Here is a 23140-nt window from a genome sequence, read left to right as displayed (position 1 = left end):
AAAGCCACATCGTACGTCGGCGGTCGCGGCAGGCGAAGGCAGGTGCGCCCGGGAAGCGGGGGAGTGAGGGCGCTGCCTGCCTTCGCCTTCCGGTCCTTCGCCGTAGGACCGAGGATCCTACTATTGCATATAGTAGGTTGTTCGCGCACCGGCCGATGGCTCGAACTTACTAGGTGCGATAGTAGGAAGATGTTCGGCATGAGGATTCAGGGCCACGGCGGGAGCGCCGGGAGAAACAACGCGCGGCCATCGTCGGCACACCGGATGTGACGGGATGAGTCGCAAGCTCGTACTGACGATCATGGGCGTCGCTGCCGTGGCCGTCGCGACGGTCCTCGTCGCGACGTTGCTCATCGTGACCCGGCCCGACGACGCTCCCGCCGAGAGTGAGCAACGGCCGCCGCCGATTCCGGCCGAGGTCCTCGTGCGCCAGGACAGTCACCGGCTTTCCATCGCCGAGGACGGCAAGGCGACGCTGGTCGAATTCCTCGACTTCGAATGCGAGGCATGCGGCGCCGTCTATCCGGCGATGGAGCAGGTCCGGGAGCAATACGAGGGGCGCATCACCTACGTCATCCGCTATTTTCCCGTTCCCCGCGGTCATCCCAACGCGGAACTCGCCGCCCGCACGGCCGAGGCCGCCGCGCGGCAGGGCGAGTTCGAAGCCATGTACATGCTGTTGTTCGAACGGCAGGAGCAGTGGAGTCATCGGCCCGAGCCGCAGCGGGAGATGTTTCTCGGCTACGCGAGGGAGATCGGTCTCGACCTTGCCCGCTTCGAGGCCGATTGGGACAGCAAAGAGGTCGGGGACCGGATTCGCCGCGATCAGCGCGACGGTGTCACGGCGGGAGTCGAAGGCACGCCGACCTTCTACCTCAACGGCAGGCTCTTCCAGCCGGGTTCGCTTGAGGAGCTGACCGGAGCGCTCGACGAGGCGCTGGCGCGGTAGCAAATATTCTAGTGCTAGAATAGTTGGCGTGAAGCTGACTCCCGCCGAGCTGACCGTTCTCGGGCTGCTCATCGAGCGTCCCCGGCACGGCTACGACCTGGAACGGGTCATCGAGCAACGCGGGATCCGCGAATGGACCGACATCGGGTTCTCCTCGATCTACTACCTGCTGTCCAAAATGGAGAAACGGGGACTCGTCGAGCCGGGCGAAGTTGCCGGCACGGCGAAGTCTCGTCGCGTCTTTCACGCGACGACGACGGGGAAAAAGGCCGCGACGCACGCCGCGCATGCCTTCGTCGAGCAATTTCAGCCGGTCGCGCACCCGCTGCTCGTGGGCATCGCCAATCTCCCGCTGCTCACCGAGCGGCGTTATCGCGCCGCGCTGCGAAGCAGGCTCGGTCAGGTCGAGGCCCGCATCGCCGAGGTGCGGGAAACCCAGCAGGTCCAGCAGCCGCTGCCGACGGCGGCGCGTGAGGTGTTCTCTTACTCGTTGAGCCTCCTTGAGGCGGAAAGGTCGTGGCTCGCGACGCGGGTCCAGGTTGCCGATGACTGACAAGATCGATTTCAAGAAGACCCTCGACGGTTACCAGGCGCGGCAAGGCCGGTTCCGGGTCGTCGAGGTGCCGCCGACGCGGTATCTCATGATCGACGGTCACGGTGATCCGAACACGGCACCGGCCTTCGCCGAGGCGATCGAGACGCTCTACCCCGTCGCCTACGCCCTGAAGTTCGCGAGTAAGCGGGAACTCGGCCGCGACTACGTCGTCATGCCGCTGGAAGGTCTGTGGTGGGGAGAGGACATGGCTGCCTTCACGACGGCGCGCGACAAGTCGCGATGGGACTGGACGTTGATGATCATGGTGCCCGACTGGACCGGTGAGGACATGTTCGCCGCCGCCGTCGAGAAGGCGGGCGCGAAGAACCGCCCAGCTCGGCTCGGTGACGTGCGTATGGAATCGCTGGCCGAGGGAAGCTGCGTGCAGACGTTGCACGTCGGCTCCTTCGACGACGAAGCCGACGTGCTCGCCGCGCTGCACGAGAAGTTCATCCCTGACAACGGTTTGCGGATGTCCGGCAAACACCACGAGATCTACCTCAGCGACTTTCGCAAGGTCGCTCCCGCGAAGCTGCGCACCATCCTGCGGCAACCGGTCGCCGCCGCCGAGGGGTGAGGTGCTGGTAAGGCGGTCTGCCGTGCGAGCGGGGATCAGCGTGGTGGCTCGCACGGCTGTGCGGGACTGGAAGGTCCTCGTACCGGGCCGTACTCGGGCCTTCCGGCAACGCGGCGAGCCGCCGCGCTGGCCTCGCGCGGCAGGCAACGGGATTGTCAGACCCGCCTTAGGTGCGCTGCGTATAGACGATGACATTGTCGAGATAACGCCTTGCCAAGGAGTCGAACTCACCTCCACAGGTCACGAGCCGTAGTTGCGAACCGGGTGTGTCGCCATAGACCGACCGGGTGGGAAAGCGGTCTTTCGCGTGCCGCTCCAGCCTGGTCACCGTGAAGGTGACGGTGGTTCGATCCTCGCGGTCGACGAGCACCCGCTGCCCCGGCGTGAGATCGGCGAGGCGGTGGAAAACGGCAGGGCCCTGGTAGGAGTCGACGTGCCCGGCGAGTACGGCCGGACCACGCTCGCCCGGTTCCGGCCCAGCACGCCACCAGCCGGTCAGGTGATTTCCCGGCGGAGGGGGCAGTACGCCCTCGGCATCGGTGTCGAGCGGCACGATCGGAGCATCGACGTCGATGCCGGGTATGCGTACCCGTACCGGAACCGCGGCGTTGTCGTCCACAGTGGACGTAGCCGCGATCGTCGGCGGGGTCCCGGGTTCTCGTTGTTCCGGTACGGGTACGCCACCGTCGCATGCGGACGCCAGGAGTCCGGCGAGCACGGCGGTCACCATTCTCCGGCGAACGCCGCGGTTGTGCCGGGTGGTATCCGCGGTCATCGGTCAGCCGCGTTCCTCGCCGCGCCTGCTCCTGACGAGCATCGCGCCCGACGCGGCGGCGAGGACGGTGGCGCCTGCCACGGTCCAGATCAGCGCGCCGCCCTCGGTGTCGTCGGCGGTGCCGCCGAAACCGGTCTCGACGCCCCCGCGAGGAGCGACGCCGTCGTCGGTGTCGTCCCCGGCGTCGGTGTCGTCCCCTGGCGCGGGAGCGGGAGCCGCCCCGTCGTCCGCGTCGTCATCGTCCCGGTCGTTCGAGCCGTCCGAGCCGTTCGCGCCGTCGTCGGAACCGTCGTCCCCGTCGTCGGAACCGTTGTCGGAACCGTTGTCATCTGAACCACCGTCGTCGTCCTGGGCGGCGACGGGTGCCGGTGCCGCGAAAGCCGGTGCCGCCGCGCCGATCACGAGGCCGCCGCCGAGCAGTGCCGCCGCGAGTAATCGCCTTCCGTGATGCGTGTTCATCGTTCGCTCCTTGCTGTGTGGTTCGGCTGTGAACACACGTCAGCCTCGCGGCACAGGGGACGAAACAGATGAAACCGGTGTGAGAGACCGTTCATGGAAACGGCGCTTATTTCCCGGATGGTGCCGATTCCGGTTCGAGGATGACGACCTCGGTCTCGGGCCGTCGCGCCGCGAAGGTGTCGAGATTGGTGTCGAGTTCGCGCCAGAGTGCCCACAGTCGTTCGTGTTCGTCTTCCTCGGCCGCCCTGGCACGCACGCGGCGTGCTCCCTCGACAAGCGTGACGTCGGCCCCTGGGTGGTCTTTCAGGTTCAGCCACCACGCGGGTTCGGGCTCGGCCCAGCCGTTCATCGCGAGCGTGACCAGGTTGGGGCCGTCGTGGATGTAGGCGAGGATGACGCTGCGTTCCTGGCCGGTGCGACGGCCGACGGTGGTGAGCCGCATGGTGCCCCACTTGCCGGGGCGGGGAGGCCAGAGTCCTCGCCTGCCACGGGTGACGCGATACAGGGCGCGGTGCACTTTCCAGGCCAGCCTGATGAACCAGCGGGGTGGAAGTCGTGCCGGTCGCTTGCGGGGTTCTGCCATGGCTCCTCCGTGTGGTGAGGTCGGCCCGACCGTAGTGTCGCGGAGCCGTGCGGCACTAGGGTCGCTGGTCCCGGGTTCCGGGAGGTCCGCCCATGTCAGCCGGCGAAGCACTCGCTTGTTCAACCTTCAGGTTGACAACGCTGACCTCGTGCCCTAGCTTCGTATTCAACCGGAGAGTTGAGGAAGCATGGTTGACGAGAGCGCGGAACGGCTCAACAGGGCGTTCGCGGCGCTGGCCGATCCGGTCCGGCGCGACCTGGTGGCCAGGCTGGCCACCGCCGACGCGACCGTTGGCGAACTGGCCGAGCCCTACGACATGAGCATGCAGGCGGTCTCGAAGCACCTGAAGGTGCTTGAGGCCGCGGGGCTGGTCACTCGCAGCAAGCAGGCTCAGCGAAGGCCGGTCCATCTGGACGCGGAGGTGTTCGACCTGATGACCAAGTGGATCGAGCGCTATCGCGCCGAGGCCGAGGAGCGGTACCGGCGCTTGGACGCCCTGCTGGAGAGCACGGCGGACGACACGAACACGACCCGAACACGGACGAAGGACGCATCATGACGAGGACAAGTCACGACACCCGGATTCACGCCGACGAGAAGGTTCCCACGATCGAGATCGTCAGGGAATTCGACGCGGCTCCCGAGCGCGTGTTCCGCGCGCACGTCGACAAGGACCTCTACCAGCGGTGGATCGGCCCGCGTTCGCTGACGACGAGGGTGCTCAAGTGGGAGGCCCGCACCGGCGGTGAGTGGGCATTCGCGAACGACCGCGACGGCGAGGAGATCGCCGCGTTCTACGGCAGTTTCCACGAGGTCAGGGACTCCGAGCGGATCGTGTGGACCTTCACCTACGAAGGCGAACCCGACTCGGTCGCGCTGGAGACACTGACCTTCGAGCGGCTCGACGGCGGGCGCACGAGGCTGAGGGTGCTCAGCGTGGTCAAGGACTTCGAGACTCGCGACGGCATGCTGGCAAGCGGCATGGAGACCGGAGTCGACGAAGGCTACGACAAGCTCGACGAACTGCTCGCGAAGGAAGCCTGACATGGCTGAGAAAGCAGCGGCGCCCGTGCTGCGGCATGCCGACGACGCGGCGTCGTTCACCGAACTCGTCGAGTCGGCTCAGCCCGGTTCGTGGTCGCGGCCGAGTCCGGTGGCGGGCTGGACGGCGGCCGACGTCGTGGAGCATCTCGTGTCCTGGTCGCGTGGCTTCCTGGCCGGCGCGGGAATCGAGCTGCCCGCGCTCGACGTGAAGGCCGACCCGGTCGCGGCGTGGAAGCGGCATGCCGCCGATATCCAGGCCATTCTCGACGAGCCGGGCGGGCGCGTGCTCAGCAACCCGCACACCGGCGACAAGCCCGTGGACGAGGCGATCGACGAGTTCTACACCGACGACGTGTGGATGCACTCGTGGGATCTCGCCAAGGCACTCGGCCGCGAACCGGATCTCGGTGAGCAGCGCTGTGCCTCCGCGCTCGCCGCCATGCGGGAGGTGGAGGGAATGCTGCGCGACAGCGGGCAATTCGGTGTCGCTGTTCCCGTCGCCGAGGACGCCCCGGCGCAGGACAGGTTGATGGCCTTCATCGGCCGCGACCCCGCCTGGCGGCCCGTTCACTGAGGCGCGACCCTGTTCGGTATGAGCGGGGCGATGGCGAGGCTGGACGGAGCGACCCGGCTGTTCTGGCGGATCGCGGGACGTCCGGTCGACCAAGGTGGCGAACAGCGCTGGCTGGCCGCGCCGACGAGCTCCACGGCGCGCGTCGGTGACGGCTGGCTGCGCTCGGCCGCCGCCGAGTACGGCGGGACGGTGCGGGAGGACGCCGAAGGAGCGGGACTGCTCGCCGACATGTCGCGATTGGACGGACCGGGATTCGCCGCGGCAGAGCTGCGCGCCGGGATTCGGGACTTCTACGAGCGAACCTCGGACTGGCGGATGGAGGCGTGGACACAGTGGAGTGCGGTGTTCCAGCCAGGAGGGGAGCTGGTGACCCGGTTGTTCGGGCGCAGGGTGCAGCAGCTGGCCCTTCCGACGAGGCCGCTCGACGTCGCCCACGGCATGAGCAGCAGGGTGTCGCCGATCATCGGGCCGGACGGAGACCAGCGTGCGGCAGGCTGGCTCCGGACCCTGCGCTCGACCGGCGAGTACGTGTTCAGCGGCTGCTATTCGATCAGGACGCTGCCGGGCTCGCGGCGGCCGAGCGTGCACGTGGCCTTCCCGCTCGAAGCGGGCAACGTGCAGGTGTTTCTGCGGCCACGGGTACTGCCTGACGGAGCGCTGGAACTGAGTTCGCCCTCAGGAGCCTTCGGTGAGGACGGCGCCTATGTCGTCGTCAACCACCGCGGGCGGGCGAGCGCGGCCAGGATACCGATCCACGAGCGATTTCACGTGTACGTGGACGAGGAAGGTGTGCTGCGCACGGACCACACCCTCTGGCTGTGGTCGGCGCGCGTGCTGCGCATCCACTACAAGCTCTCGCCCGTGACAACGTGAGCGATGCGGCTCGGCCCGCGATGTCACAGCCGGGGTCGCCAGCTCGTCTCAAGGCTGACCGCTGTCCGGGACGAGGGAGCCGAAGATGGACATCGCGCTGTGGATCGCCACGGGATTGCTGGCCGTGGTCTGCCTCAGCGGCGCGGGCAAGATGTTCGTGCCCAAGGAGAAACTTGCCGGTATCGGCGGCGAGGCCACGAAATGGGTCGAGGACTTCAGCCCTGCGTCGCTCAAGGCCATCGGAACCGTCGAACTGCTCGCGGCGGTGGGCCTGATCCTGCCTGCCGTACTCGGCATCGCGCCGGTTCTGGTGCCGGTGGCCGCGACCGGGCTGGTGCTGCTGTTCATCGGCGCGATCACGATGAGGCTACGCAGGGGAGAGCGGGTGACCATCACCGGCGACCTGGTCTGGCTCGCCGTCGCGATTTTCGTGGCGTGGGGCAGGTTCGGTCCCGAATCGTTCCCTGCCTGAACCCGCGCCGGGCGGTCAATCTCCGGTCGCCCGGGGAGCAGGCTCGCCGCTCACCTATCGTCAGGCACGTCGCGGCAGGACGTCGTCGGGAGGTAGCGGTGGGTCCGATACCCGTTGTGGTCGATCAGGATGGGGGCGTCGACGACGCGCTCGCGCTGATGCTGCTCGCCCGCGAGCCGCTGGTGAAACTCCATGGGGTGGGCGCTGTTCACGGCAACGTCGACGCCTATGCCGCCGCGCGTAATGGAATCAGGGCGCTTGAGTTTGCCGGTGACCACGCCACGCCCGTCGCCGTCGGCGCGGCGCAACCGCTCGCGCAACCACGTCATCTGTCTCATCCGGGGGATCCGCTCGCCGCCATCGCGGGGAAACCGGAACGTAAGCCCGCCGGTGATGGCGCGGTCGAGCAGATGTTGCGGCTCAGCCACGAGCACGACGGCGAACTCTGTGTTCTCGCGCTCGGCCCGCTCACCAATATCGCCCTTGCCGTCGAGGCTGATCCGGGCTTTGCCCGGCGGGTCAGGAGGCTCGTCGTGATGGGTGGTGCCTACCGTGTCAAGGGAAACGTCCGCGAGTACGCGGAGGCCAACATCTGGCATGACCCGGAGGCGGCCGATGTCGTGTTGTCGGCCGCGTTCGCCGACCGCATCCTGGTTCCTCTCGACGTCACGCGGAACGCCACCGTGACGCGCATGTGGTTGCGGTGGCTCGCCAAGGACGCGGACCGGCTCAGGGGCCGGATCGCCGGTCGGTTGCTGGAATTCTCGGTGGCGACCGGACTTCCGTCCCGGCCGCTGCACGATCCGCTCGCTGCCGTGATCCTGCTCGACCCGTCCCTCGCGACCTATCACCACCGTTCCATGGCGGTAGCGCTGCGCGAACGAAGGGGCACGATCAGTTCCGCCACGGACACCGGCCGCCCGGTCACGGCGGTCGCCGTGACCGCCGACACCAGCACCCTGCTCCAGAGCCTTTTCCGTACGCTCATCCGGTCATGAGAATCATCAGATGTCCACAATGAACTGACAGACGTCCGGGAACGTCAGCCTTGTTCATTGTGGATCGTGTCGCGCGGCAACGACATCCGTGGAATCACACAGGGTGCTTACTGTGTCGGCGTATGTGTTCACCAAGCGGGTGTTGGAATTTTTCGTACCGAACCATTCACGGGGAATGCCCGATACTTCCGGATGACGCCTCCGTTCGGCGTGCTCTCATGCGCGCGAACGGAAGCCGCCGCTAGTCCGTTCACCGGCGTCAGGTCGAGCCGAGGAGCTGATTTTCGGTGCGGTGCCGTCAAAACAACTCGTGAGTAGGTCCCATCGGGGGCGCGGGCGTCGGTGCGAAAACCGCTTCGTGCACGTTTCGGGTGTCACTGGTTCGGGTAACTGCCACCGGTACGCGACCTTGAGGTCGTACCGCGAGAGCATGGAAGGCGGCGGTCATGGCAACCGGTGATGGAACTCGGCAGAGGCGAACCCGCCGCGGCGATGCACCGGACGAGACCGAGGAAGCCACCAAGGGTGGCCAACGGTTGTCGGCCACCCGCGTACTGGGATTGGCTCGCGAGCAGTTCGAGGAAATCACCGGAAGAGACGTGGAAACCGTCTCCGCGGTGACCCGGAAGGGAAAAGACTGGGAACTCCACGTGGAAGTGCTGGAGCTGGCCCGGATCCCGGAGACCACGAGCCTCCTCGCGACCTATGTGGTCCGATTGGACGCCAACGGCGATTTCCTGGAGTACGAACGACTGCGGCGCTACACCCGCGGCCAAGTCGACGTATGACCCCGTTGGGGCGAAAGGAAGATGGCAGTGACTGTTGTGAATCAGGAAGCGGCGAGAGGATCGCAACGAGGCGGAAGCTCCGGCAATCTCTACGACATCCTCGAACTGATTCTGGACAAAGGTCTGGTCATCGATGTGTTCGTGCGCGTCTCGCTGGTGGGCATCGAATTGCTCACGATCGACGCGAGGATCGTCGTGGCCAGCGTCGATACGTATCTGCGATTCGCGGAGGCATGCAACCGTCTTGACCTGACAAGGGCGTCGAACGCGACGACACTGCCGGGACTGCTGGGCGACGTCACGGAGAAGGGTGCCAAGGGCAAGACGAAGGGCGCACTCACCGGTGCGGCGGAGACGTTCGCCGAACAGTTCACCAACGCGTCCAAACGGGACGAGGATCCCGATGACGAGGACGGTGAGAACGGCGAGCGGCAGGCCGCGCCGAAGAAGGCACGGACCCGTCGCCCGGCGAGGTCGACCTCATGACTACCAGTACCTTCCTCTACGGGATCGTCCCCGGATCGCACCCCAGGAACCTGGCCGGTCTTCGAGGAGTCGGCCGGACACCGGGACGGCTGCGGACCGTGGCTGCCGACGACCTCGCCGTCGTGGTCAGCGACGCGCCAGACGACATCCGGCCCAAACGCCGGGACGTCGCCGCGCACCACGCGGTTCTTGAGACCTTGTGTGAGCAGGGGCCAACGTTGCCGATGCGGTTCGGCGTGCTGGCCGCCAACGACGCCGAGGTCGCCAGTGTCGTCGCCGCCGACCGCGACCGGTTCGACGACCTGCTCGCCGGTATCGCGGGCAAAGTCGAGCTGAACGTCAAGGCGACTCACGACGAGGACGCCGTGCTGCGCATGGTGCTGCACGAAGACGCGACGCTGCTGGAGATGAACAACGAACTGCGAGATCGCTCCGGTGGGGACCATGACAGCCAGGTCCGGTTCGGAGAACTGGTTGCCGCCGCCGTCGCGGAAAGGGAACGGCGTGACGTCGATGGCATCGTCACCGCGCTGGAGCCCTTCGCGGTCGAGTACAGCGAAGGGCCGGTGCTCGCGGGAACTTTCATGAACTACTCGTTCCTTGTGGAGCGCTCGCACGTCGAGGAGTTCCGCGCGGCCGTCGAAGACATCGACAGGGTGGCCGAGGGCTATCTCGACCTCAGAACGCGAGGACCGCTGCCGCCGTACAGCTTCGCGGGAATCCACGCCGCCGCGGAATGAGGAACGGACATGGGACTTCTCGGAGAAATCCTGCTGCTGCCGCTCGCACCTGTTCGCGGTGTGCTCTGGACGGTCGACACGGTATTGACGGAGGCCGAGCGGCAGCGAGCCGGGGAGATCCATCGCGAACTGGCCGAACTGGAGAACGCGTTACTGGCAGGCGACATCGGCGAGACCGAGTTCGACCGGCTGGAGGACGCGCTACTCGACGAACTCACCGAGTTGAACCGGGGGGCACCGGTGCCTGACAGTCCACATTGGCAAGGAGACAGACAATGACCCCTGGGATGAAGATCGCGTCCGCCGTTGTGGGCGGATACATTCTCGGAAGGCGCAAGAAAGCCAAGCTCGCCATCACGATGGGTGCGTGGCTGCTCGGCAAGAAGCTGAACCTCAATCCGCAGCAACTGGTGACCGACCTGACCAAGCAACTGAGCACCTCGCCGCAGCTGAGTGGTGTTCGAGACCAGTTGCGAGGAGAAGTCATGTCGGCAGGCAAGACGATGGCGACCGCGATCGCGACCAGGCAGGCCGACAAGCTGACCGGTGCGCTACAGGACCGCACCGAGAAGCTTGGCCGCGACGTCCAGGACACCGCGGGCAAGACCGTGGATTCCGCGCGTGACACGGTGACCCGCTCTGCCGGCGCCGATTCCGGCACCGACGAGTCCGGTGGCACCGACCGGGGAGACGGTCGCCGGAAGGCCAACGGCGGCGCGGAAAGCGCCGCGAAGCCGAGCAGGCGGACACGCGCCTCCTCGGCGAGCACGAAGACCCCGGCCAAACGCACGAAAGCCAGCGCGTCGGGAAAGACCACCGCGCGATCCGGGTCGGCGTCGAAGTCGGCGGCGTCGCGCGGCACTGGTACTCGCAAGGCGGCAGGTTCCCGCTCCACGGCCCAGACCAAGCGCGGCACCACCGGAAAGCGGAGTTGATCGATCATGGCTGACACCCGGGACGCTCAGGATGGGCCGGTGAGCAGGCTCAGGAGCGCGGCGGCGAAGAACCCCGCCACGCAACAGCTTTTCGAAGCGGGGGAGAAGTACGCCCAGGCCAAGACGGAGGACGTGGTCGCCTCGCTGGGGCAGAAGCTGGGCAACGCGACCAAGCGGTTGACCGACGTCGCCGAGGGCGGCCCGTTGCTGAAGGCCGGTGGAAAGCTGGCTGAGGGAAAGTCCCCTCTGCGAGCGGCGGTGGAAGCGGGCGGCGCGTCCGTCAAGGACAAGATCACCGGGATCTTCACCGGAAAGAGCAAGAAAAAGGGCAACGGATCCGGCGGCCAGAAAGTCATCAACATTCTTGAGGACATCGATGTCGGTGTTCCGGTGCGCGAAGCCTATGACCAGTGGACCGAATACCAGAAGTTCACGACCTTCACCAAGGGTGTCACGTCCGCTGATCGCAGCGACGACGTCACCTCGGACTGGAAGTTCAAGATTTTCTGGTCGACAAGGTCGATGAAAGCCACGACGACCGAGCAGATTCCCGACGAACGCATTGTCTGGACTACTGAGGGAGCGAAGGGGACGATCAAGGGAGTCGTGACCTTCCATCCCATCGGGGAGAACCTGACGAAGATCCTGATGCTGATCGAGTACTACCCTTCCGGCTTTTTCGAGAAGACCGGGAATCTGTGGCGGGCGCAGGGAAGGCGGGCAAGGCTCGACCTCAAGCACTTCCGCAGATTCGTCACGATGGAAGGGCAGGCGACCGGCGAAGGATGGCGAGGCGAGATCCGCGACGGCGAGGTCGTGCGCACGCACGAGGAAGCCATCGAGGACGAGGAGTCCGAGCAAGACACTGAGTCCGAAGAGGACGAAGGCGATGAAGAAGCTGCCGACGAATACGGCGACGAGGAACCCGAGGACGAGTACGACGACGAGTACGACGAGGATGACGACAGCGACGAGGAAGAGGACGACGAAGCTGACGCGGACGACGAGTACGACGAGGACACCGGGGACTACGACGACGAAGACGAATATGACGACGAAGACGAGTACGAGGCCGATGACGACGAAGAACCCGGCAGGCGGCGGACGTCGGCCCGCGCGGGTTAGGCCGCAAGGAGCTGATCATGAGTGAACCGCGTCTGCCCGCCGCCCGTCCTGACGGTGGCAGGGTCGCGCTGTCCGGCGGCTCGTCCGGGTCCAGCCTCGCCGACATTCTGGAGCGAGTGCTGGACAAGGGAGTCGTCATCGCGGGCGATATCAAGATCAACCTGCTCGACATCGAGCTGCTCACGATCAAACTGCGGTTGCTGGTCGCCTCGGTCGACAAGGCCAAGGAGATGGGAATCGACTGGTGGGAGCACGATCCGTCGCTGACCTCGAAGGCGGCCGAGGGTGAACTTTCGCGCGAGAACCGGCAGTTGCGGGAGAAGGTCGCCGAACTTGAGCGACGGCGCGAGCCTGTGCCCGACCAGCCCGCCATCGAGACGAACAGGAAACACGCATGACGGGAACACTCTGGTATTGCTACGCGGTGGCGAGCCGGTCCTCACCCGGCACGTTCGATCACCTCGGTGGTGTGGCGGACGCCGAGGTGTCCGCCGTGCCGTACAACGACCTCGTCGCCGTCGTGAGTCCCGTGCGCGAAGCCGAGTTCGACGAACCCGCTCTGCGTTCCCGGCTGGAGGACATCGGCTGGCTGGAAAGTGTCGCGAGGGCGCACAACACGGTTGTCGAGGAAGTGACCCGGCGTGGTGTCGCGCTTCCGTTCCGGCTCGCGACGATCTTTCGCGATCACGCGGCGCTCACCACGATGCTCGCGGCCAGGGAAACGGAGCTGCTGGCCGCGCTCGCCAGGGTGACCGGGATGGTCGAGCTGGGCGTCAAGATCTACGTGAGCGCCGAGGCCGGTGACCGGCCGGGTGCCGTTCCCGCCGAACCGGATGCGGATGCCAGGCCAGGGCTGTCGTACCTGCGCAGAAAGAAGCACGAGAAGGACACGAGAGAATCGGGATGGCGTGCCGCGGTCGAGCACGGCATCACCGTCGACGAGACGCTGACCGCGATGGCGGGAGGTCGCCGCGCGCACCGTCCACAAAGTCCGGAGCTGACCGGCATCAGTGAGCAGAACGTGCTCAACGTCGCGTATCTGGTCGCCGAGGACGACATCGACGTGTTCGTCGAGGCGGCGCGGCGGCTCCAGGACGACTCGACGGCGTGCCGGATCGAGGTGACCGGGCCATGGGCCCCGTACTCGTTCGCACTGGACGATGCCGATGCGGTATCGGTCGAGCGGCAATGAATTCAGCGATTCCCACGACTCCCACGACATCCTCCGATGTCGCGGCACGGCATCCGGCCGAGCTGCGCGAGGTCTGGACGGGTGCCGAACCCTCGCTCGCCGATCGCGACATCTCCCTTGTCGACCTGCTCGACCGGTTGCTGGCGGGGGGAGTGGTGCTCACCGGCGACCTCGCGCTGTCCATCGCGGGTGTCGACCTCGTGCACATCTCCTTGCGTGCGTTGATCACGTCCGTGAAGGAGAACCGTCCTTCACCGCTTCAGTGGTGAGCCGCCGGAAAGGATAGAGCCATGGCGAACGACAACCTCGGCGCGGGCACCGGCAGGCGCCTGTCCGGGCACATCGACACCGACAAGGACACGGTGGAGCGGGATCTGATGAAGCTGGTCCTGACGATCGTCGAGCTGCTGCGCCAGCTGATGGAAAGGCAGGCGCTGCGCAGGGTCGACGAGGGCGATCTGACGGAGGAGCAGGAGGAACGGATCGGGCTGACCCTCATGTTGCTCGACGACCGGCTCACCGAGCTGACCGAGCGGTTCGGGCTGACCGAGAACGACCTCAACCTCGATCTCGGGCCGCTGGGGACGCTCTTGCCACGCTGATCACGCCGCCCCGGTTCGCGAGGAGACGAGCCCCGGGTAACGTCGCGGCGTGCGCACCTGGGAACGGCGCGTAGCCGACGCGATCACCGGCCTCCTCATGCGGGAGGGACCGGACCCGGATCCGCGTGAGCTCGTCCGTGTCGTCGGCGAGACCTCGGGCGCGGCAGGTTGTGCGCTCGTGATCGGGCACCGCCGCTTCCACTGGGGTGAGCGGGAGGGCTCGTGGCTGGAACACGAGGTCAGCTACGACGGCGAGGTACGCGGTCTGCTCTCCTTCACACCCGATTCGGCCGGACCGTTCCCCGCTGTCGCCGCGGTACTGGGGCCTCTTGTCGCGGCGATCGAACTGGCCGAGGCGGCCGACCGGCTGCGCCGCGACGGCGACGCCTCGGCGAGGGAACTGGTCGACGACCGCTGGCGCGCGGCGGCCGAGATGGAACACCAGCGCAGGAGCCTTGAGCGCGATCTGCACGACGGCGCCCAGCACCACCTCGTGGCGCTGCGCATGTCGCTGGCCGTCGCCGAGCACGCGATCGGCGCCGGAGGAGGCCACGAACGCGTCGCGGACCTGTTGGCACAGCTGGAGAACGCGGAGCGGGTACTGGTGGAAACGGCGGCAGGGATCCTGCCGGGCGCGCTGGTGGCCGAAGGGCTGGTTGCGGCGCTTCGCGCTCAGCTGTCCCGGTACGACAAGGTCACGCTCGACGTCTCCGGTCTCGCCCGCCGCTATCCGGCGCCGGTCGAGTCGGCGGTGTACTTCGTGGTGCTTGAGGCGGTGAACAACGCGCGCAAGCACGCGCGGGGAGCCAGGGTGATGGTGGCCGTTTCGGACAGCTACCAGGGCCTTGAATTCACGGTCGCCGACGACGGACCCGGTTTCGACGTGACCGGCGGGGGGTTGCCCGGGTTGACCACACGAGTGGCTTCGGTCGGCGGGAGCGTCCAGGTCCGCTCGGCACTCGGCGCGGGAACGACGGTCGACGGCGTCGTGCCGGTCTGAGCCGCTGGGTTGTAGGACTGGGAAGTCCTCGTCCGGCATGGTACTTGGCTTTCCGACAACGTGGCGAGGGGACCCGCTGGCCCCGCGCAGCACGGACACAACCTAGGTGATCAGGCCCTCGGCGGTGCGGGCGAGGAGTTCGCAGGCCGCCCTTTCCCTGCCACCGACCACGGGGTGCGCGGCGTGCGCCCGCCAGCCGCTGACCGCCGCACGGGCCGCCGAGGCGACCACGTCGTCGGCGGCGTCGGAGGGCAAACCGAGCCTGCTGCGAGCGTCGATGCCCCGCGCGCCGAGCAGCCGGGTCGCGGCGACGGCCACCGCCCTGAGCAGTTCGCCGTGCTCGATGGCGTCCAACAGCTCCAGTTCGGCGAACTCGTGGGTGTCGACGCGAACCCGGTCCACCGCCCACCGCAGCCGGTGGCCCGGTGGCAGGCTTCGCACCAGCGCGGACATCCCCACCACCGCTCGTTTCGCCGCGATCACCGGGCCGCGAGCGGCGAGCGCGGCTGCCACCACCGCGACCGGGACCGTGCCGGCTTCTGCCAGCACCACCCGGTTTCGCGCGCTCCGCAGCGCCCTCCGGAATTCCGGTGACGGCGCGACGGCGCACAGCACCGCGTCGATACCGCCTCTCGGCCCTTCGTCGGCGAGGAATTCCTCGGCCAGCGCGCGGTCCGCCGGCGCGTCGACGACCAGTACGGCGACGCCGGGAAGCTCCCCCGGGTCGGGGAGGTCGCCGACCACGGCGAGCCGGGGTGCCATCGGCAGCCGTTCGGCGACGGCGTCCCACGCCGCGCGCTCCGGCGTGCCGCTGGTGGCTTCCCTGCCCTGCCGCACCAGCTCGCGCACCTGCCGGTAGATCGAGCTGCGTTCCAGCTCCGAGGGGTCGGTGTGCGTCGACGCGAGCGGTTCGACGCGTTCCGGCAGCCGTACGCCGATGTGCGCGACGCCGTCCTTCACCGAGGCCCGCAACTCTCCGCCAAGCACCGCGACGCGCTCGACGTCCTGGCGTAGCGCGGCGAGATCGGGTGTTCCTTCGGCGGAAAGCGTGGCCCGCAGCGCGTCGTCGCGGGCGAAGCTCACCGTCACCGGCCGCGCGGATTCCGCACCGGCCAGCAGGTTCAGCGCGGCCGCGACCGCGTGGTAGAAGCCGGATTCGAGCTGCCATCCGGCCCGCAGTCCCAGCTCGCCGGTGAACGACACCGGGCGCGACAGGGTCGCGGCAAGTTCCTCCAGCGCCGCTCTGGGGCCCGAATCGGGCAGCATCGCGGGAAAGACACCCCGCACGACCACGCGGAAGGAGTCGATCAGCTCGTCGAGGGCGTCCCTCGCCTCGGCAAGACCGTCATTACCGTCACCGTCCCCGCCGTTCTTGATGGCGGCGCGCAGTCCCCGCCGCACCTCGCCGAGGTCCCGCAGCGTCGTCGTGGTCACCGCGCCCGCCAGCCGCTGCCGCTCCAGGTCCCTGACCACGTCGAGCCTCGCGACGGCGGTGGCCCGCTCGCCGCTCAGCCTGCGGGCCCGTAGTTCCGCTGCCTCGTGCTCGGCGCCGAGCCGGACCAGCCGCAGCGCCATGCCAAGCCAGGCAGCGGTTTCGTGGTGCCTGCTCCTGGCCGCCTCGTCCCAGCGGCCGGGAGCCATGACGTACAGCGATCCACCGCCGCGCACCGGAGCGACACCTGCCGCGCCTGCGATCCCGGTGACGCCGGGCGGCCACGATTCGACGACGACGGGGGACCGCCCGCCGGGCTTCGCGTAGGCGACGTCGCCGCCGACGCTGTCGGCGAGGTTGCGCACGAGCGCCGCCACCAGCCGCGCGGGAGGCACCTCGGCCGCGATCTCGTGTGGTGGTTTGCCCTTCGCGGTGAGCCTGCGGATGGCCCGCATCCTCAGCCGCCCGATCCGTCGATTCGCCTTGCCTGCAAATAGGCCAGCACGGCGAGCACACGACGGTGGTGCACCGTCGCGTCGCCGGGAAGGCCCAGCTTGGTGAAGATCGCGGCGATGTGCTTCTCGACGGCCTTGCCCGAAATGAACAGCTCGCCCGCGATGGCGTTGTTGGCGCGGCCCTCGGCCATCAGCCGCAGCACGTCGGTCTCCCGCTCGCTCAGCGAGGCGAGCGGACCGTCGTCCCCGTTCGCGCCGCCGCGCACGAGCCGCTGGGCGAGCACCGGCTCGATGACGATCTCACCCGCCGCGATCCGGTCGAGCGTGTCGCCGAGAACCTTCACTCCCGCGATGCGTTCCTTGAGCCGGTAGCCGATCCGCTCGGCGCCGATCTCCAGCATCCGCGTGAGGTAGTGGGTCTCGGCGTAGTGCGAGAGCAACAGGATTCCGGTCCCGGGGCGCAGTGCGCGCACCCGCTCGGCGGTGCTGAGCCCGCCGTCGGGACCGGGTGGCATGCGGATGTCCAGTATCGCGACGTCGACAGGATCGGTGGCGACGGCCGCGACCAGCGCGTCCCCTTCGCCGAAGCAGCCCGCGACCTCATGTCCCGCAGCCTCAAGCAGCAGCACGAGCCCTTCCCTGAACAGCGTGCCGTCCTCGGCGATCGCTACCCGCATCGCAGCACCGCCCTGCGCTCGCGCGGCAGCCCGCCGCCCGGTTGCCGGTCGGTGATCCTCACCCTGACGAGCCGTCGCCCCCGCACACGCACGCGCACCACGCTACCGGGCCGCAGCGTCTGGAGGTGATCGGCAATCAGCAGACCGGTGCGGGAGCGCGCCTCGGCGCCGAGTTCGGTGCCGGGCAGGTCGAGCCGCAGCCGCAGTCCTCTGCCCTCCGCGACGGCATGCAGGCCGGGACCGAGCCCGGTGGTGGCCAGCACCGGTGGATAGATCACCGATCCGACCTCGCGGAGCGCTTCGAGGATGCTCGTGACGTGATGCTGCGCGTCGGCCAGCCGTTTCCGTACGTCCTCGTCCGTCGTCGCCGCCGAGATTACGCCGAGTTCGAGCGTCAGTGCCGAGATCTCGGTGACGGCACCGTCGTGCAGGGTTCGTTCGAGCCCGTATCGCAGATCCGCGGCGGCGCGGCCGGGTGGCCGCAGCGGGCTGCTGCGCAACAGGCTGGCGAGGCGGTGCATCGCGCCAGGGTTGCCGTTCTCCGGCGATCGGGCAAGCGCGGAGGTCCTTTTCCGCCTGGAGGAGGACATCCCGCTCTGGAGTGGTCCGGAGTCCGGCATCACGCGGCCTGGCTCACTCGGCGCGCCGCCGCCGGGCGGCTGCCGCGATCGTGGGGCCCGCCAGCAGCAGCGCCGCCGCCGTGATGCCGCCCGCCAGCCACAGCGCGCGGTTGGCCGGCCCGGGGTCGGGGGTCACCGGTTTGGGTACCGACAGGTTCTCCGGCGGCGCGGTACCGGGTGCCTCGGTGTTCGGGATGGTGGTCACCGAGGAGAACGGATTCACCACGCCGTAGCCGATGAGTTCGTTGGGAAGCGCGGTCGAGGGCTGGTCGGCGCCTTCGCGCAACCGGTCGACGACCTCGGCCGCCGACAGCGCGGGGTAGTAGGACCGTACCAGCGCGGCGGCCCCCGCGACGTAGCCGACCGCCAGTTCGTCGCCCGAGGCCACCCGGTGTCCTTCGCCCTGTGGCGCGACACCGATCAGGTCCTCCGCCGGTGCCGCCAGTGTCGGGTCGGCGCCATAGGTCGGCTGGCTCACCGGGCCCTCCTGACCGAGGGGGGCGACGGCGACGACGCCGGGAATCCGTGCCGGGAACGCGAGCTGGCCCTTTTTCGGCACCGCTGCGGCACCGACGACGACCACGTCCCGTTGCTGGGCGTAGGCCACCGCCGCCCGCAGTTCCGGCATGTCCAGCGTCGCAACGAGACCCACCGCGACGACCCTGGCTCCGCCGTCGACGGCGGCTTTGATGCCTTCGCCGATGTCGACGGCGAGACCGGCGTGGTCCTGGATCTTGGGCGGGTCGTCGCTGACGCGGACCGGGAAGACGCGGGCCTCCGGGGCGACACCGGCGAACGGCACGTCGGGGTCGGAGCTGGGGCGAGCCGCGATCAGCGACGCGATGAACGTGCCCCTGCCGAAACAGTCGCCGTCACCGGTGCCACCGGACAGATCCGTGCCTGGCAGCACCGCGCCGTCCAGCACGGGGGCCTCCGCGCTGACCCCGGTGTCGACGACGCCGACGATCACGTCGCCCTTCGTCAGCGGCCACGCCCTGTCCGCGCTCATCCGCTGCTGTGCCCACGACGTCTCGGTGATCGCGGTCGTCGAAGGCGGCGTGCATTGCCCCGCCGGCTGAGCGGCGGCCCTCGGCAGCGCTGCCGGTGCCGTGAGCACCAGTCCGCACGCCGTGACAAGCACCGCGAGCGTTTTCCTCATTCCGGAGCCTCCGTCCAGCCGATCTGCAAACCGATTCCGTCCCTCCGCGTCACCAGCAGCGCCCTGCCGGGGGGCAACTGCTTGCCGCGCGAGCCGTTGAGCAGCGGCAACTCGTTGGCAGGCATGGAAAGGGCGAGTTCAGGCGTGTTGGATTCCTGCAACCGCCTCGTCACCGGCTCCATCGCCGAGCGGCTCGAACCGGCCGCCGCGCGGGCCATCACCATGTGCAGGCCGATGTCGGCCGCCTGTGGCACGAGTTCCACCATCGGCGTGAACGGTCCGCCCGTCGCTCCGAGCAGCAGGTCGTAGTCGTCGACGAGGACGAAGATCTCGGGGCCTGTCCACCAGTCCCTTCGCCGTAGCCGCGCCGGGCTGATGTCGGTGCCGGGCACGCGCTCGCGCAGCAGTTCGGTGACCTCGCGGACCATCGTCTCCGCCGCGGGTGCCGACACCGCGACCCCGCGCCGGTAGGGCTCCGGCACGGACTCCAGCAGTGTGCGTCGCGGGTCGACGATCAGGATCTGCGCCTGCTCCGGGGTGTAGACCGAGGTGATGGCGCGCGCGATCAGGCGCAGTGCCGCGGTCTTGCCGCTTGCGCTGTCGCCGACGATCGTCAGGTGCGGCCGGTCGGAGAAGTCGTGCCACACCGGTTTGAGGTCCAGTTCGCCCGCGCCGAGCGCGACCTTGGGGCCTGGCAACGCCGCAGGCAGGTCTTCGGCGGGCAGCACGGTGGGCAGCATCCGCACCGAGGGCGCGCGGCGCCCTGACCAGCTCTCCGCGACGGCCGCGCCGAGTTCGCGCGTCGCGTCGGCGAGCCCTTCGGTGTTGTCCAGTCCGTCGATGCGGGGAACCGCGGCGAGGAAGTGCATCTGGTCCGGCGTCATGCCCCTGCCCGGGATCTGGGGCACCTGAGCGGCCTTGCGCATGTTGATCACCGAGTCGATCGAGTCGCCGAGCCGCAGTTCCAGCCGCGTGCCGAGCTGATCGCGCAGCGCACTGTGCACATCGGACCACCGGTTGGTGGTGAGCACCAGGTGCACGCCGTAGGCGAGACCGCGACCGGCCAGCGCCCGCAACGCCATGTCGTGCTGCTCGAATTCCGAGCGCAGCGCGCCCCAGCCGTCGACGACGAGGAACACGTCGCCGTGCGGGTCGTCGGCGAACTCGCCCTTGGCGCGCCGTTCCCGGTAGGCGGCCATGCTCTCGATCTCGTACTCGGCGAACCGCTTTTCCCTTTCCGCGAGCAGCGTCTGCACCTCGGCGATCGTGCGGGCGACGCGTTCGGCCTGCAACCTGCCCGCGATCCCGCCGATGTGCGGCAGACCGTCCAAAGCAGACAGTGTACCGCCGCCGAAGTCGAGGCAGTAGAACTGAGCCTCGGCCGGGGTGTGGGTGAGCGCGATGGCGGCGATCAGCGTGCGCAGCAGGTTGCTCTTGCCGGACTGCGGCCCACCCGCGACGCCGACGTGCCCTCCCGCTCCGGAGAGATCGACGACGTGCAGATCGCGGCTCTGCTCGAACGGCTTGTCGACGACGCCGACCGGGACCACCATCCGGCCACTGCCCGGCCAGCCCGCCGCCGACAGCCCGCGCCCGGGGCCGGGCACCAGCGGCGGCAGCAACTGATCCAGCGTCGGTGGCGCGGCCAGCGGCGGCAGCCACACCTGGTGCGCCGGCGGGCCGAACTCCATCATCTTGTCCACCGCGACCGACAACACCGACTCACCGGTATCGGTGTTCTCGGCGCTTTCGGCAGGCTCCGCTGGGGCAGGGGCTGGGTCCGGCGCCTGCGCGGGAAGCTTGACGGCTCCGAAAGGTACGACCTGCCGACGCACCTCCTCCTGCCGCTGTTCGCGCGTGCGCCTGCGGTGCGGACCCGACACGTACGCTGCCTTGAACCGGCTCAGGGTCGCCACGTCACTACGCAGGTAGCCGTTACCAGGCGCGCTCGGCAGCTGGTAGGCATCCGGAACCCCGATCACCGACCTGCTCTCCATCGCGGAGAACGTCCGCAGCCCGATCCGGTATGAGAGATGGCTTTCCAGCTTGTGCATGCGGCCGTCGTCGATGCGCTGACTGGCGAGCAGCAGGTGGACGCCGAGCGAACGGCCCAGCCTGCCGATCATCACGAACAGCTCGCCGAAGTCCGGATTGGACGCGAGCAGTTCGGAAAACTCGTCGACGATCACGAACAAGGTCGGCAGCGGTTCGAGCGGAACCCCGGAAAGCCGGGCCTTCTCGTAATCCAGCAGCGAACTGTAGTTTCCGGCCGCGCGCAGGAACTCCTGGCGGCGCACCAGTTCCCCGTGCAGCGCGTCCTGCATCCTCGTCACCAGCGTCGCTTCGTCGGCGAGGTTCGTGATCACCGCTGACACGTGAGGAAGCTGGTCGAGACCGAGGAACGTGGCGCCACCCTTGAAGTCCACGAGTACGAAGTTCAGGATCTCCGAGGAATGCGTCATCGCCATGCCGAGCACCAGTGTGCGCAGCAGTTCGGACTTGCCGGAGCCGGTCGCGCCGATCAGCAGGCCGTGCGGGCCCATGCCGCCCTGCGCCGACTCCTTGATGTCCAGTTCGATCGGCGCCCCGTTTTCCGTGATGCCGAGCGGAATGCGGAACCGGTCGCGGGTCAGCCCGTTGCGCGAGTACGCGGCGGGATCCCAGTTGTCGAGGTCGTTGACGCCAAGCAGTTGCGGCAGTTCGAAGTTCGCGACCATCGGTTCCGCGACGTCGGTGGTGCCGCCGAGCCGGTAGGGCGAGATGGTCCGCGCGAGCGTCGCCGCCCTCGGCGGGCTCAGCAGGTCGGGGGTGCACAGCGCGGTGCGCATTTCCCTTCCGGTGCGGTCGGTGCGCACCATGTCGACCTGGTCCTCGGCGACGTCCAGCCGCAGGGTGGTCCGGCCCGCCGCGTTTCCGAGCGCCCCGGAAACGTCGAGCACCACCGAGTTCCGGTACCCGGTACCCGCGAGCCGTGACTCGGCGGGCACCTCGACACCGTCGAGGACGATCACGACGTAGGGCTCGTCGGAACTGGGTGAAGCGGCGGCCTCGAACCGGCCCCGCTCGCCGAGTTCGGCGTCGAGCAATTCGGTGAGCGCGTCCACCCCGTCGGCGAGCAGCCTGGCCTGGCCCGCGCCGTCCTGCTCGACCGGGTGCTGGGCGTGCGGCAGCCACTTCACCCAGTCCCAGCGCTCGACCCGCTCCGGTGCGGCGCACACCGCGATCCGCAGGTCCTCCGGCGCGTGAAAGGTCACGAGCTGGGAGAGCATTGCTCTGCTCAGGCCGCGAATAGCCTCCTCGTCGCCGAAGAACCGGACCTTCGCGAACCCGCGCAGGAACAACGACGTCGGCAAGTCGGGAACCGTGCCGTGGGCGTTGATGAACCGGCGCAGCGCCCGCGCCGACAGTGGTTCGAGGTCGGCGATCGGCTTGGTGGCCAGCGGAGTCATCCGGATCGCGAGCCGCTGTGCGCCGGTGCCGATGCGGACCTCGGCGAAGTCGCCGTGCGCCGCGCGGCGCTCCCACAGCCGCCCGCTCATCGCGACCGACCACAGCCCGCCGGGATCGGGATGCCGCCACGAAAGGGATTCCCGCTGCTTGGTCGCCGCCGTCTTCACCTGGGTCCTGACCTGGCCGAGGTAGCGCAGGTAGTCGCGCCGCTCACCGCGCATCTTGCCTCTGCGCTCCGTACCGCCCCTCGCCATCTGGACGACGAACATCAGCAACGCCATCAGCATCATGACGCCGAACATGGTCATACCCAGTGCCGGGTTCCTCGGCGCGATGAAGATCAGCATGAACACGCCGCCGCCCATCATCATGGGCAGCATCATCATCGCGGAAAGGAAGTCCCTTCCCACGGTTTCCGGCAGGGAGGGCGGCTCCTGTAACGAGAGCTCACCGCTCGGCATCTCCGGCGGTTTCTCCCGGTTCGGCCTGCGGAACAGTGTCGTCGTCATCGCGGTCGGCTCCTCGCTGCTGGTGCCCGGTCCGATGAGTACACGGCCGCGCGGTGCCGAGGCGTTCACTC

At 68.3% G+C, this 23140-nt stretch carries 28 protein-coding genes; 20 read left to right on the top strand and 8 right to left on the bottom strand.

The window, feature by feature from the left end:
• Positions 1-274: 274 nt before the first annotated feature.
• The 3 genes from BAY61_RS21070 to BAY61_RS21060 are packed head-to-tail and all read left to right on the top strand — an operon-like array spanning position 275 to position 2121.
• Entirely contained in the window at positions 275-949 is a 675-nt protein-coding gene (locus tag BAY61_RS21070) for a DsbA family protein (protein WP_091810130.1), read from the top strand.
• 28 nt (positions 950-977) lie between these two features.
• Positions 978-1502: a PadR family transcriptional regulator gene (locus BAY61_RS21065; RefSeq protein WP_091810128.1), complete on the top strand. Its 525-nt coding sequence runs from the start codon at positions 978-980 to the stop codon at positions 1500-1502.
• On the top strand, positions 1495-2121 hold the full coding sequence (locus BAY61_RS21060) for a GyrI-like domain-containing protein (RefSeq protein ID WP_091810127.1): 627 nt from the start codon (positions 1495-1497) through the stop codon (positions 2119-2121). Before BAY61_RS21065 ends, BAY61_RS21060 begins: the two co-directional genes overlap by 8 nt.
• A gap of 166 nt (positions 2122-2287) precedes the next feature.
• Here BAY61_RS21060 and BAY61_RS21055 read toward each other — a convergent pair whose 3' ends face one another.
• From BAY61_RS21055 to BAY61_RS21045, 3 genes are all read right to left on the bottom strand, one after another.
• The gene (locus BAY61_RS21055) at positions 2288-2896 is read right to left on the bottom strand and encodes a class F sortase (RefSeq protein WP_245865299.1); all 609 of its coding nucleotides are present in this window, start codon (positions 2894-2896) and stop codon (positions 2288-2290) included.
• Positions 2897-2899: 3 nt separating this feature from the next.
• Positions 2900-3355, bottom strand: a complete 456-nt coding sequence (locus tag BAY61_RS33045) for a hypothetical protein (RefSeq protein ID WP_170140144.1) — start codon at positions 3353-3355, stop codon at positions 2900-2902.
• A 106-nt stretch (positions 3356-3461) separates the two neighbouring features.
• A complete protein-coding gene (locus BAY61_RS21045) occupies positions 3462-3938 on the bottom strand; it encodes a nitroreductase/quinone reductase family protein (RefSeq protein WP_091810125.1) in 477 nt (158 codons plus the stop codon).
• Positions 3939-4125: 187 nt separating this feature from the next.
• Here BAY61_RS21045 and BAY61_RS21040 point away from each other — a divergent pair, with 187 nt between their 5' ends.
• The 17 genes from BAY61_RS21040 (at position 4126) to BAY61_RS20960 (ending at position 14767) form a co-directional block, all read left to right on the top strand.
• On the top strand, positions 4126-4497 hold the full coding sequence (locus BAY61_RS21040) for an ArsR/SmtB family transcription factor (RefSeq protein ID WP_091810123.1): 372 nt from the start codon (positions 4126-4128) through the stop codon (positions 4495-4497).
• Complete coding sequence (locus BAY61_RS21035) at positions 4494-4982, top strand: SRPBCC family protein (protein ID WP_091810121.1); 489 nt, start codon at positions 4494-4496, stop codon at positions 4980-4982. The genes BAY61_RS21040 and BAY61_RS21035 overlap by 4 nt, the downstream gene beginning before the upstream one ends.
• A gap of 1 nt (position 4983) precedes the next feature.
• Positions 4984-5556, top strand: a complete 573-nt coding sequence (locus tag BAY61_RS21030; RefSeq protein ID WP_091810119.1) for a TIGR03086 family metal-binding protein — start codon at positions 4984-4986, stop codon at positions 5554-5556.
• 18 nt (positions 5557-5574) lie between these two features.
• Positions 5575-6429, top strand: a complete 855-nt coding sequence (locus BAY61_RS21025; RefSeq protein WP_091810117.1) for a hypothetical protein — start codon at positions 5575-5577, stop codon at positions 6427-6429.
• An 85-nt stretch (positions 6430-6514) separates the two neighbouring features.
• On the top strand, positions 6515-6901 hold the full coding sequence (locus BAY61_RS21020; protein ID WP_091810115.1) for a DoxX family protein: 387 nt from the start codon (positions 6515-6517) through the stop codon (positions 6899-6901).
• A gap of 116 nt (positions 6902-7017) precedes the next feature.
• A complete protein-coding gene (locus BAY61_RS21015; RefSeq protein WP_170140145.1) occupies positions 7018-7899 on the top strand; it encodes a nucleoside hydrolase in 882 nt (293 codons plus the stop codon).
• Between the two features lie 446 nt (positions 7900-8345).
• On the top strand, positions 8346-8687 hold the full coding sequence (locus tag BAY61_RS21010; RefSeq protein WP_091810113.1) for a gas vesicle protein GvpO: 342 nt from the start codon (positions 8346-8348) through the stop codon (positions 8685-8687).
• A gap of 27 nt (positions 8688-8714) precedes the next feature.
• Positions 8715-9173 (top strand): gas vesicle structural protein GvpA, encoded by a 459-nt coding sequence (locus tag BAY61_RS21005; protein ID WP_245865297.1) that lies wholly within the window; start codon positions 8715-8717, stop codon positions 9171-9173.
• Positions 9170-9913 carry a GvpL/GvpF family gas vesicle protein gene (locus BAY61_RS21000; protein ID WP_091810109.1) on the top strand — a complete coding sequence of 248 codons (744 nt, stop codon included), beginning with the start codon at positions 9170-9172 and terminating at the stop codon, positions 9911-9913. Before BAY61_RS21005 ends, BAY61_RS21000 begins: the two co-directional genes overlap by 4 nt.
• Positions 9914-9922: 9 nt before the next feature.
• A complete protein-coding gene (locus BAY61_RS20995; protein WP_091810108.1) occupies positions 9923-10192 on the top strand; it encodes a gas vesicle protein GvpG in 270 nt (89 codons plus the stop codon).
• Positions 10189-10848 (top strand): hypothetical protein, encoded by a 660-nt coding sequence (locus BAY61_RS20990; protein ID WP_143021462.1) that lies wholly within the window; start codon positions 10189-10191, stop codon positions 10846-10848. Before BAY61_RS20995 ends, BAY61_RS20990 begins: the two co-directional genes overlap by 4 nt.
• Before the next feature lie 6 nt (positions 10849-10854).
• Positions 10855-11973 (top strand): SRPBCC family protein, encoded by a 1119-nt coding sequence (locus tag BAY61_RS20985; protein WP_091810105.1) that lies wholly within the window; start codon positions 10855-10857, stop codon positions 11971-11973.
• 17 nt (positions 11974-11990) lie between these two features.
• Positions 11991-12371: a gas vesicle protein gene (locus BAY61_RS20980; RefSeq protein WP_091810103.1), complete on the top strand. Its 381-nt coding sequence runs from the start codon at positions 11991-11993 to the stop codon at positions 12369-12371.
• Entirely contained in the window at positions 12368-13165 is a 798-nt protein-coding gene (locus BAY61_RS20975; protein ID WP_091810101.1) for a GvpL/GvpF family gas vesicle protein, read from the top strand. The genes BAY61_RS20980 and BAY61_RS20975 overlap by 4 nt, the downstream gene beginning before the upstream one ends.
• 62 nt (positions 13166-13227) lie before the next feature.
• A complete protein-coding gene (locus BAY61_RS20970) occupies positions 13228-13434 on the top strand; it encodes a gas vesicle protein (RefSeq protein ID WP_420848870.1) in 207 nt (68 codons plus the stop codon).
• A gap of 21 nt (positions 13435-13455) precedes the next feature.
• Positions 13456-13767 (top strand): gas vesicle protein K, encoded by a 312-nt coding sequence (locus BAY61_RS20965; protein WP_091810097.1) that lies wholly within the window; start codon positions 13456-13458, stop codon positions 13765-13767.
• A 49-nt stretch (positions 13768-13816) separates the two neighbouring features.
• Complete coding sequence (locus BAY61_RS20960; RefSeq protein ID WP_091810095.1) at positions 13817-14767, top strand: sensor histidine kinase; 951 nt, start codon at positions 13817-13819, stop codon at positions 14765-14767.
• Between the two features lie 102 nt (positions 14768-14869).
• Here the strand turns inward: BAY61_RS20960 and BAY61_RS20955 are convergent, their stop codons facing one another.
• The 5 genes from BAY61_RS20955 to eccCa form a co-directional block, all read right to left on the bottom strand.
• Positions 14870-16654, bottom strand: a complete 1785-nt coding sequence (locus tag BAY61_RS20955; protein ID WP_091810093.1) for a hypothetical protein — start codon at positions 16652-16654, stop codon at positions 14870-14872.
• 2 nt (positions 16655-16656) lie between these two features.
• Positions 16657-17331 (bottom strand): response regulator transcription factor, encoded by a 675-nt coding sequence (locus BAY61_RS20950; RefSeq protein ID WP_091810091.1) that lies wholly within the window; start codon positions 17329-17331, stop codon positions 16657-16659.
• Positions 17322-17852 carry a histidine kinase gene (locus tag BAY61_RS20945; RefSeq protein WP_091810089.1) on the bottom strand — a complete coding sequence of 177 codons (531 nt, stop codon included), beginning with the start codon at positions 17850-17852 and terminating at the stop codon, positions 17322-17324. Before BAY61_RS20945 ends, BAY61_RS20950 begins: the two co-directional genes overlap by 10 nt.
• A 112-nt stretch (positions 17853-17964) precedes the next feature.
• Entirely contained in the window at positions 17965-19110 is a 1146-nt protein-coding gene (locus BAY61_RS20940) for a S8 family serine peptidase (protein ID WP_091810087.1), read from the bottom strand.
• Entirely contained in the window at positions 19107-23069 is a 3963-nt protein-coding gene (gene eccCa, locus BAY61_RS20935; protein ID WP_091810270.1) for a type VII secretion protein EccCa, read from the bottom strand. The genes BAY61_RS20940 and eccCa overlap by 4 nt, the downstream gene beginning before the upstream one ends.
• Positions 23070-23140: the final 71 nt, after the last annotated feature.

Source organism: Prauserella marina, from assembly GCF_002240355.1.
Taxonomy (GTDB): Bacteria; Actinomycetota; Actinomycetes; order Mycobacteriales; family Pseudonocardiaceae; genus Prauserella_A; species Prauserella_A marina.
This window is presented reverse-complemented; position numbering and strand designations above follow the sequence as displayed.

Coding starts and splice junctions, on each gene's coding strand:
- BAY61_RS20945 (WP_091810089.1), bottom strand. CDS start 17,852: ATGCACCGCCTCGCCAGCCTGTTGCGCAGCAGCCCGCTGCGGCCACCC.
- BAY61_RS21020 (WP_091810115.1), top strand. CDS start 6,515: ATGGACATCGCGCTGTGGATCGCCACGGGATTGCTGGCCGTGGTCTGC.
- BAY61_RS21010 (WP_091810113.1), top strand. CDS start 8,346: ATGGCAACCGGTGATGGAACTCGGCAGAGGCGAACCCGCCGCGGCGAT.
- BAY61_RS20985 (WP_091810105.1), top strand. CDS start 10,855: ATGGCTGACACCCGGGACGCTCAGGATGGGCCGGTGAGCAGGCTCAGG.
- BAY61_RS20955 (WP_091810093.1), bottom strand. CDS start 16,654: ATGCGGGCCATCCGCAGGCTCACCGCGAAGGGCAAACCACCACACGAG.
- eccCa (WP_091810270.1), bottom strand. CDS start 23,069: ATGACGACGACACTGTTCCGCAGGCCGAACCGGGAGAAACCGCCGGAG.
- BAY61_RS20980 (WP_091810103.1), top strand. CDS start 11,991: ATGAGTGAACCGCGTCTGCCCGCCGCCCGTCCTGACGGTGGCAGGGTC.
- BAY61_RS21045 (WP_091810125.1), bottom strand. CDS start 3,938: ATGGCAGAACCCCGCAAGCGACCGGCACGACTTCCACCCCGCTGGTTC.
- BAY61_RS21060 (WP_091810127.1), top strand. CDS start 1,495: ATGACTGACAAGATCGATTTCAAGAAGACCCTCGACGGTTACCAGGCG.
- BAY61_RS33045 (WP_170140144.1), bottom strand. CDS start 3,355: ATGAACACGCATCACGGAAGGCGATTACTCGCGGCGGCACTGCTCGGC.
- BAY61_RS20940 (WP_091810087.1), bottom strand. CDS start 19,110: ATGAGGAAAACGCTCGCGGTGCTTGTCACGGCGTGCGGACTGGTGCTC.
- BAY61_RS21000 (WP_091810109.1), top strand. CDS start 9,170: ATGACTACCAGTACCTTCCTCTACGGGATCGTCCCCGGATCGCACCCC.
- BAY61_RS21025 (WP_091810117.1), top strand. CDS start 5,575: ATGAGCGGGGCGATGGCGAGGCTGGACGGAGCGACCCGGCTGTTCTGG.
- BAY61_RS21040 (WP_091810123.1), top strand. CDS start 4,126: ATGGTTGACGAGAGCGCGGAACGGCTCAACAGGGCGTTCGCGGCGCTG.
- BAY61_RS20965 (WP_091810097.1), top strand. CDS start 13,456: ATGGCGAACGACAACCTCGGCGCGGGCACCGGCAGGCGCCTGTCCGGG.
- BAY61_RS20975 (WP_091810101.1), top strand. CDS start 12,368: ATGACGGGAACACTCTGGTATTGCTACGCGGTGGCGAGCCGGTCCTCA.
- BAY61_RS21030 (WP_091810119.1), top strand. CDS start 4,984: ATGGCTGAGAAAGCAGCGGCGCCCGTGCTGCGGCATGCCGACGACGCG.
- BAY61_RS21070 (WP_091810130.1), top strand. CDS start 275: ATGAGTCGCAAGCTCGTACTGACGATCATGGGCGTCGCTGCCGTGGCC.
- BAY61_RS21035 (WP_091810121.1), top strand. CDS start 4,494: ATGACGAGGACAAGTCACGACACCCGGATTCACGCCGACGAGAAGGTT.
- BAY61_RS20990 (WP_143021462.1), top strand. CDS start 10,189: ATGACCCCTGGGATGAAGATCGCGTCCGCCGTTGTGGGCGGATACATT.
- BAY61_RS21055 (WP_245865299.1), bottom strand. CDS start 2,896: ATGACCGCGGATACCACCCGGCACAACCGCGGCGTTCGCCGGAGAATG.
- BAY61_RS20950 (WP_091810091.1), bottom strand. CDS start 17,331: ATGCGGGTAGCGATCGCCGAGGACGGCACGCTGTTCAGGGAAGGGCTC.
- BAY61_RS20995 (WP_091810108.1), top strand. CDS start 9,923: ATGGGACTTCTCGGAGAAATCCTGCTGCTGCCGCTCGCACCTGTTCGC.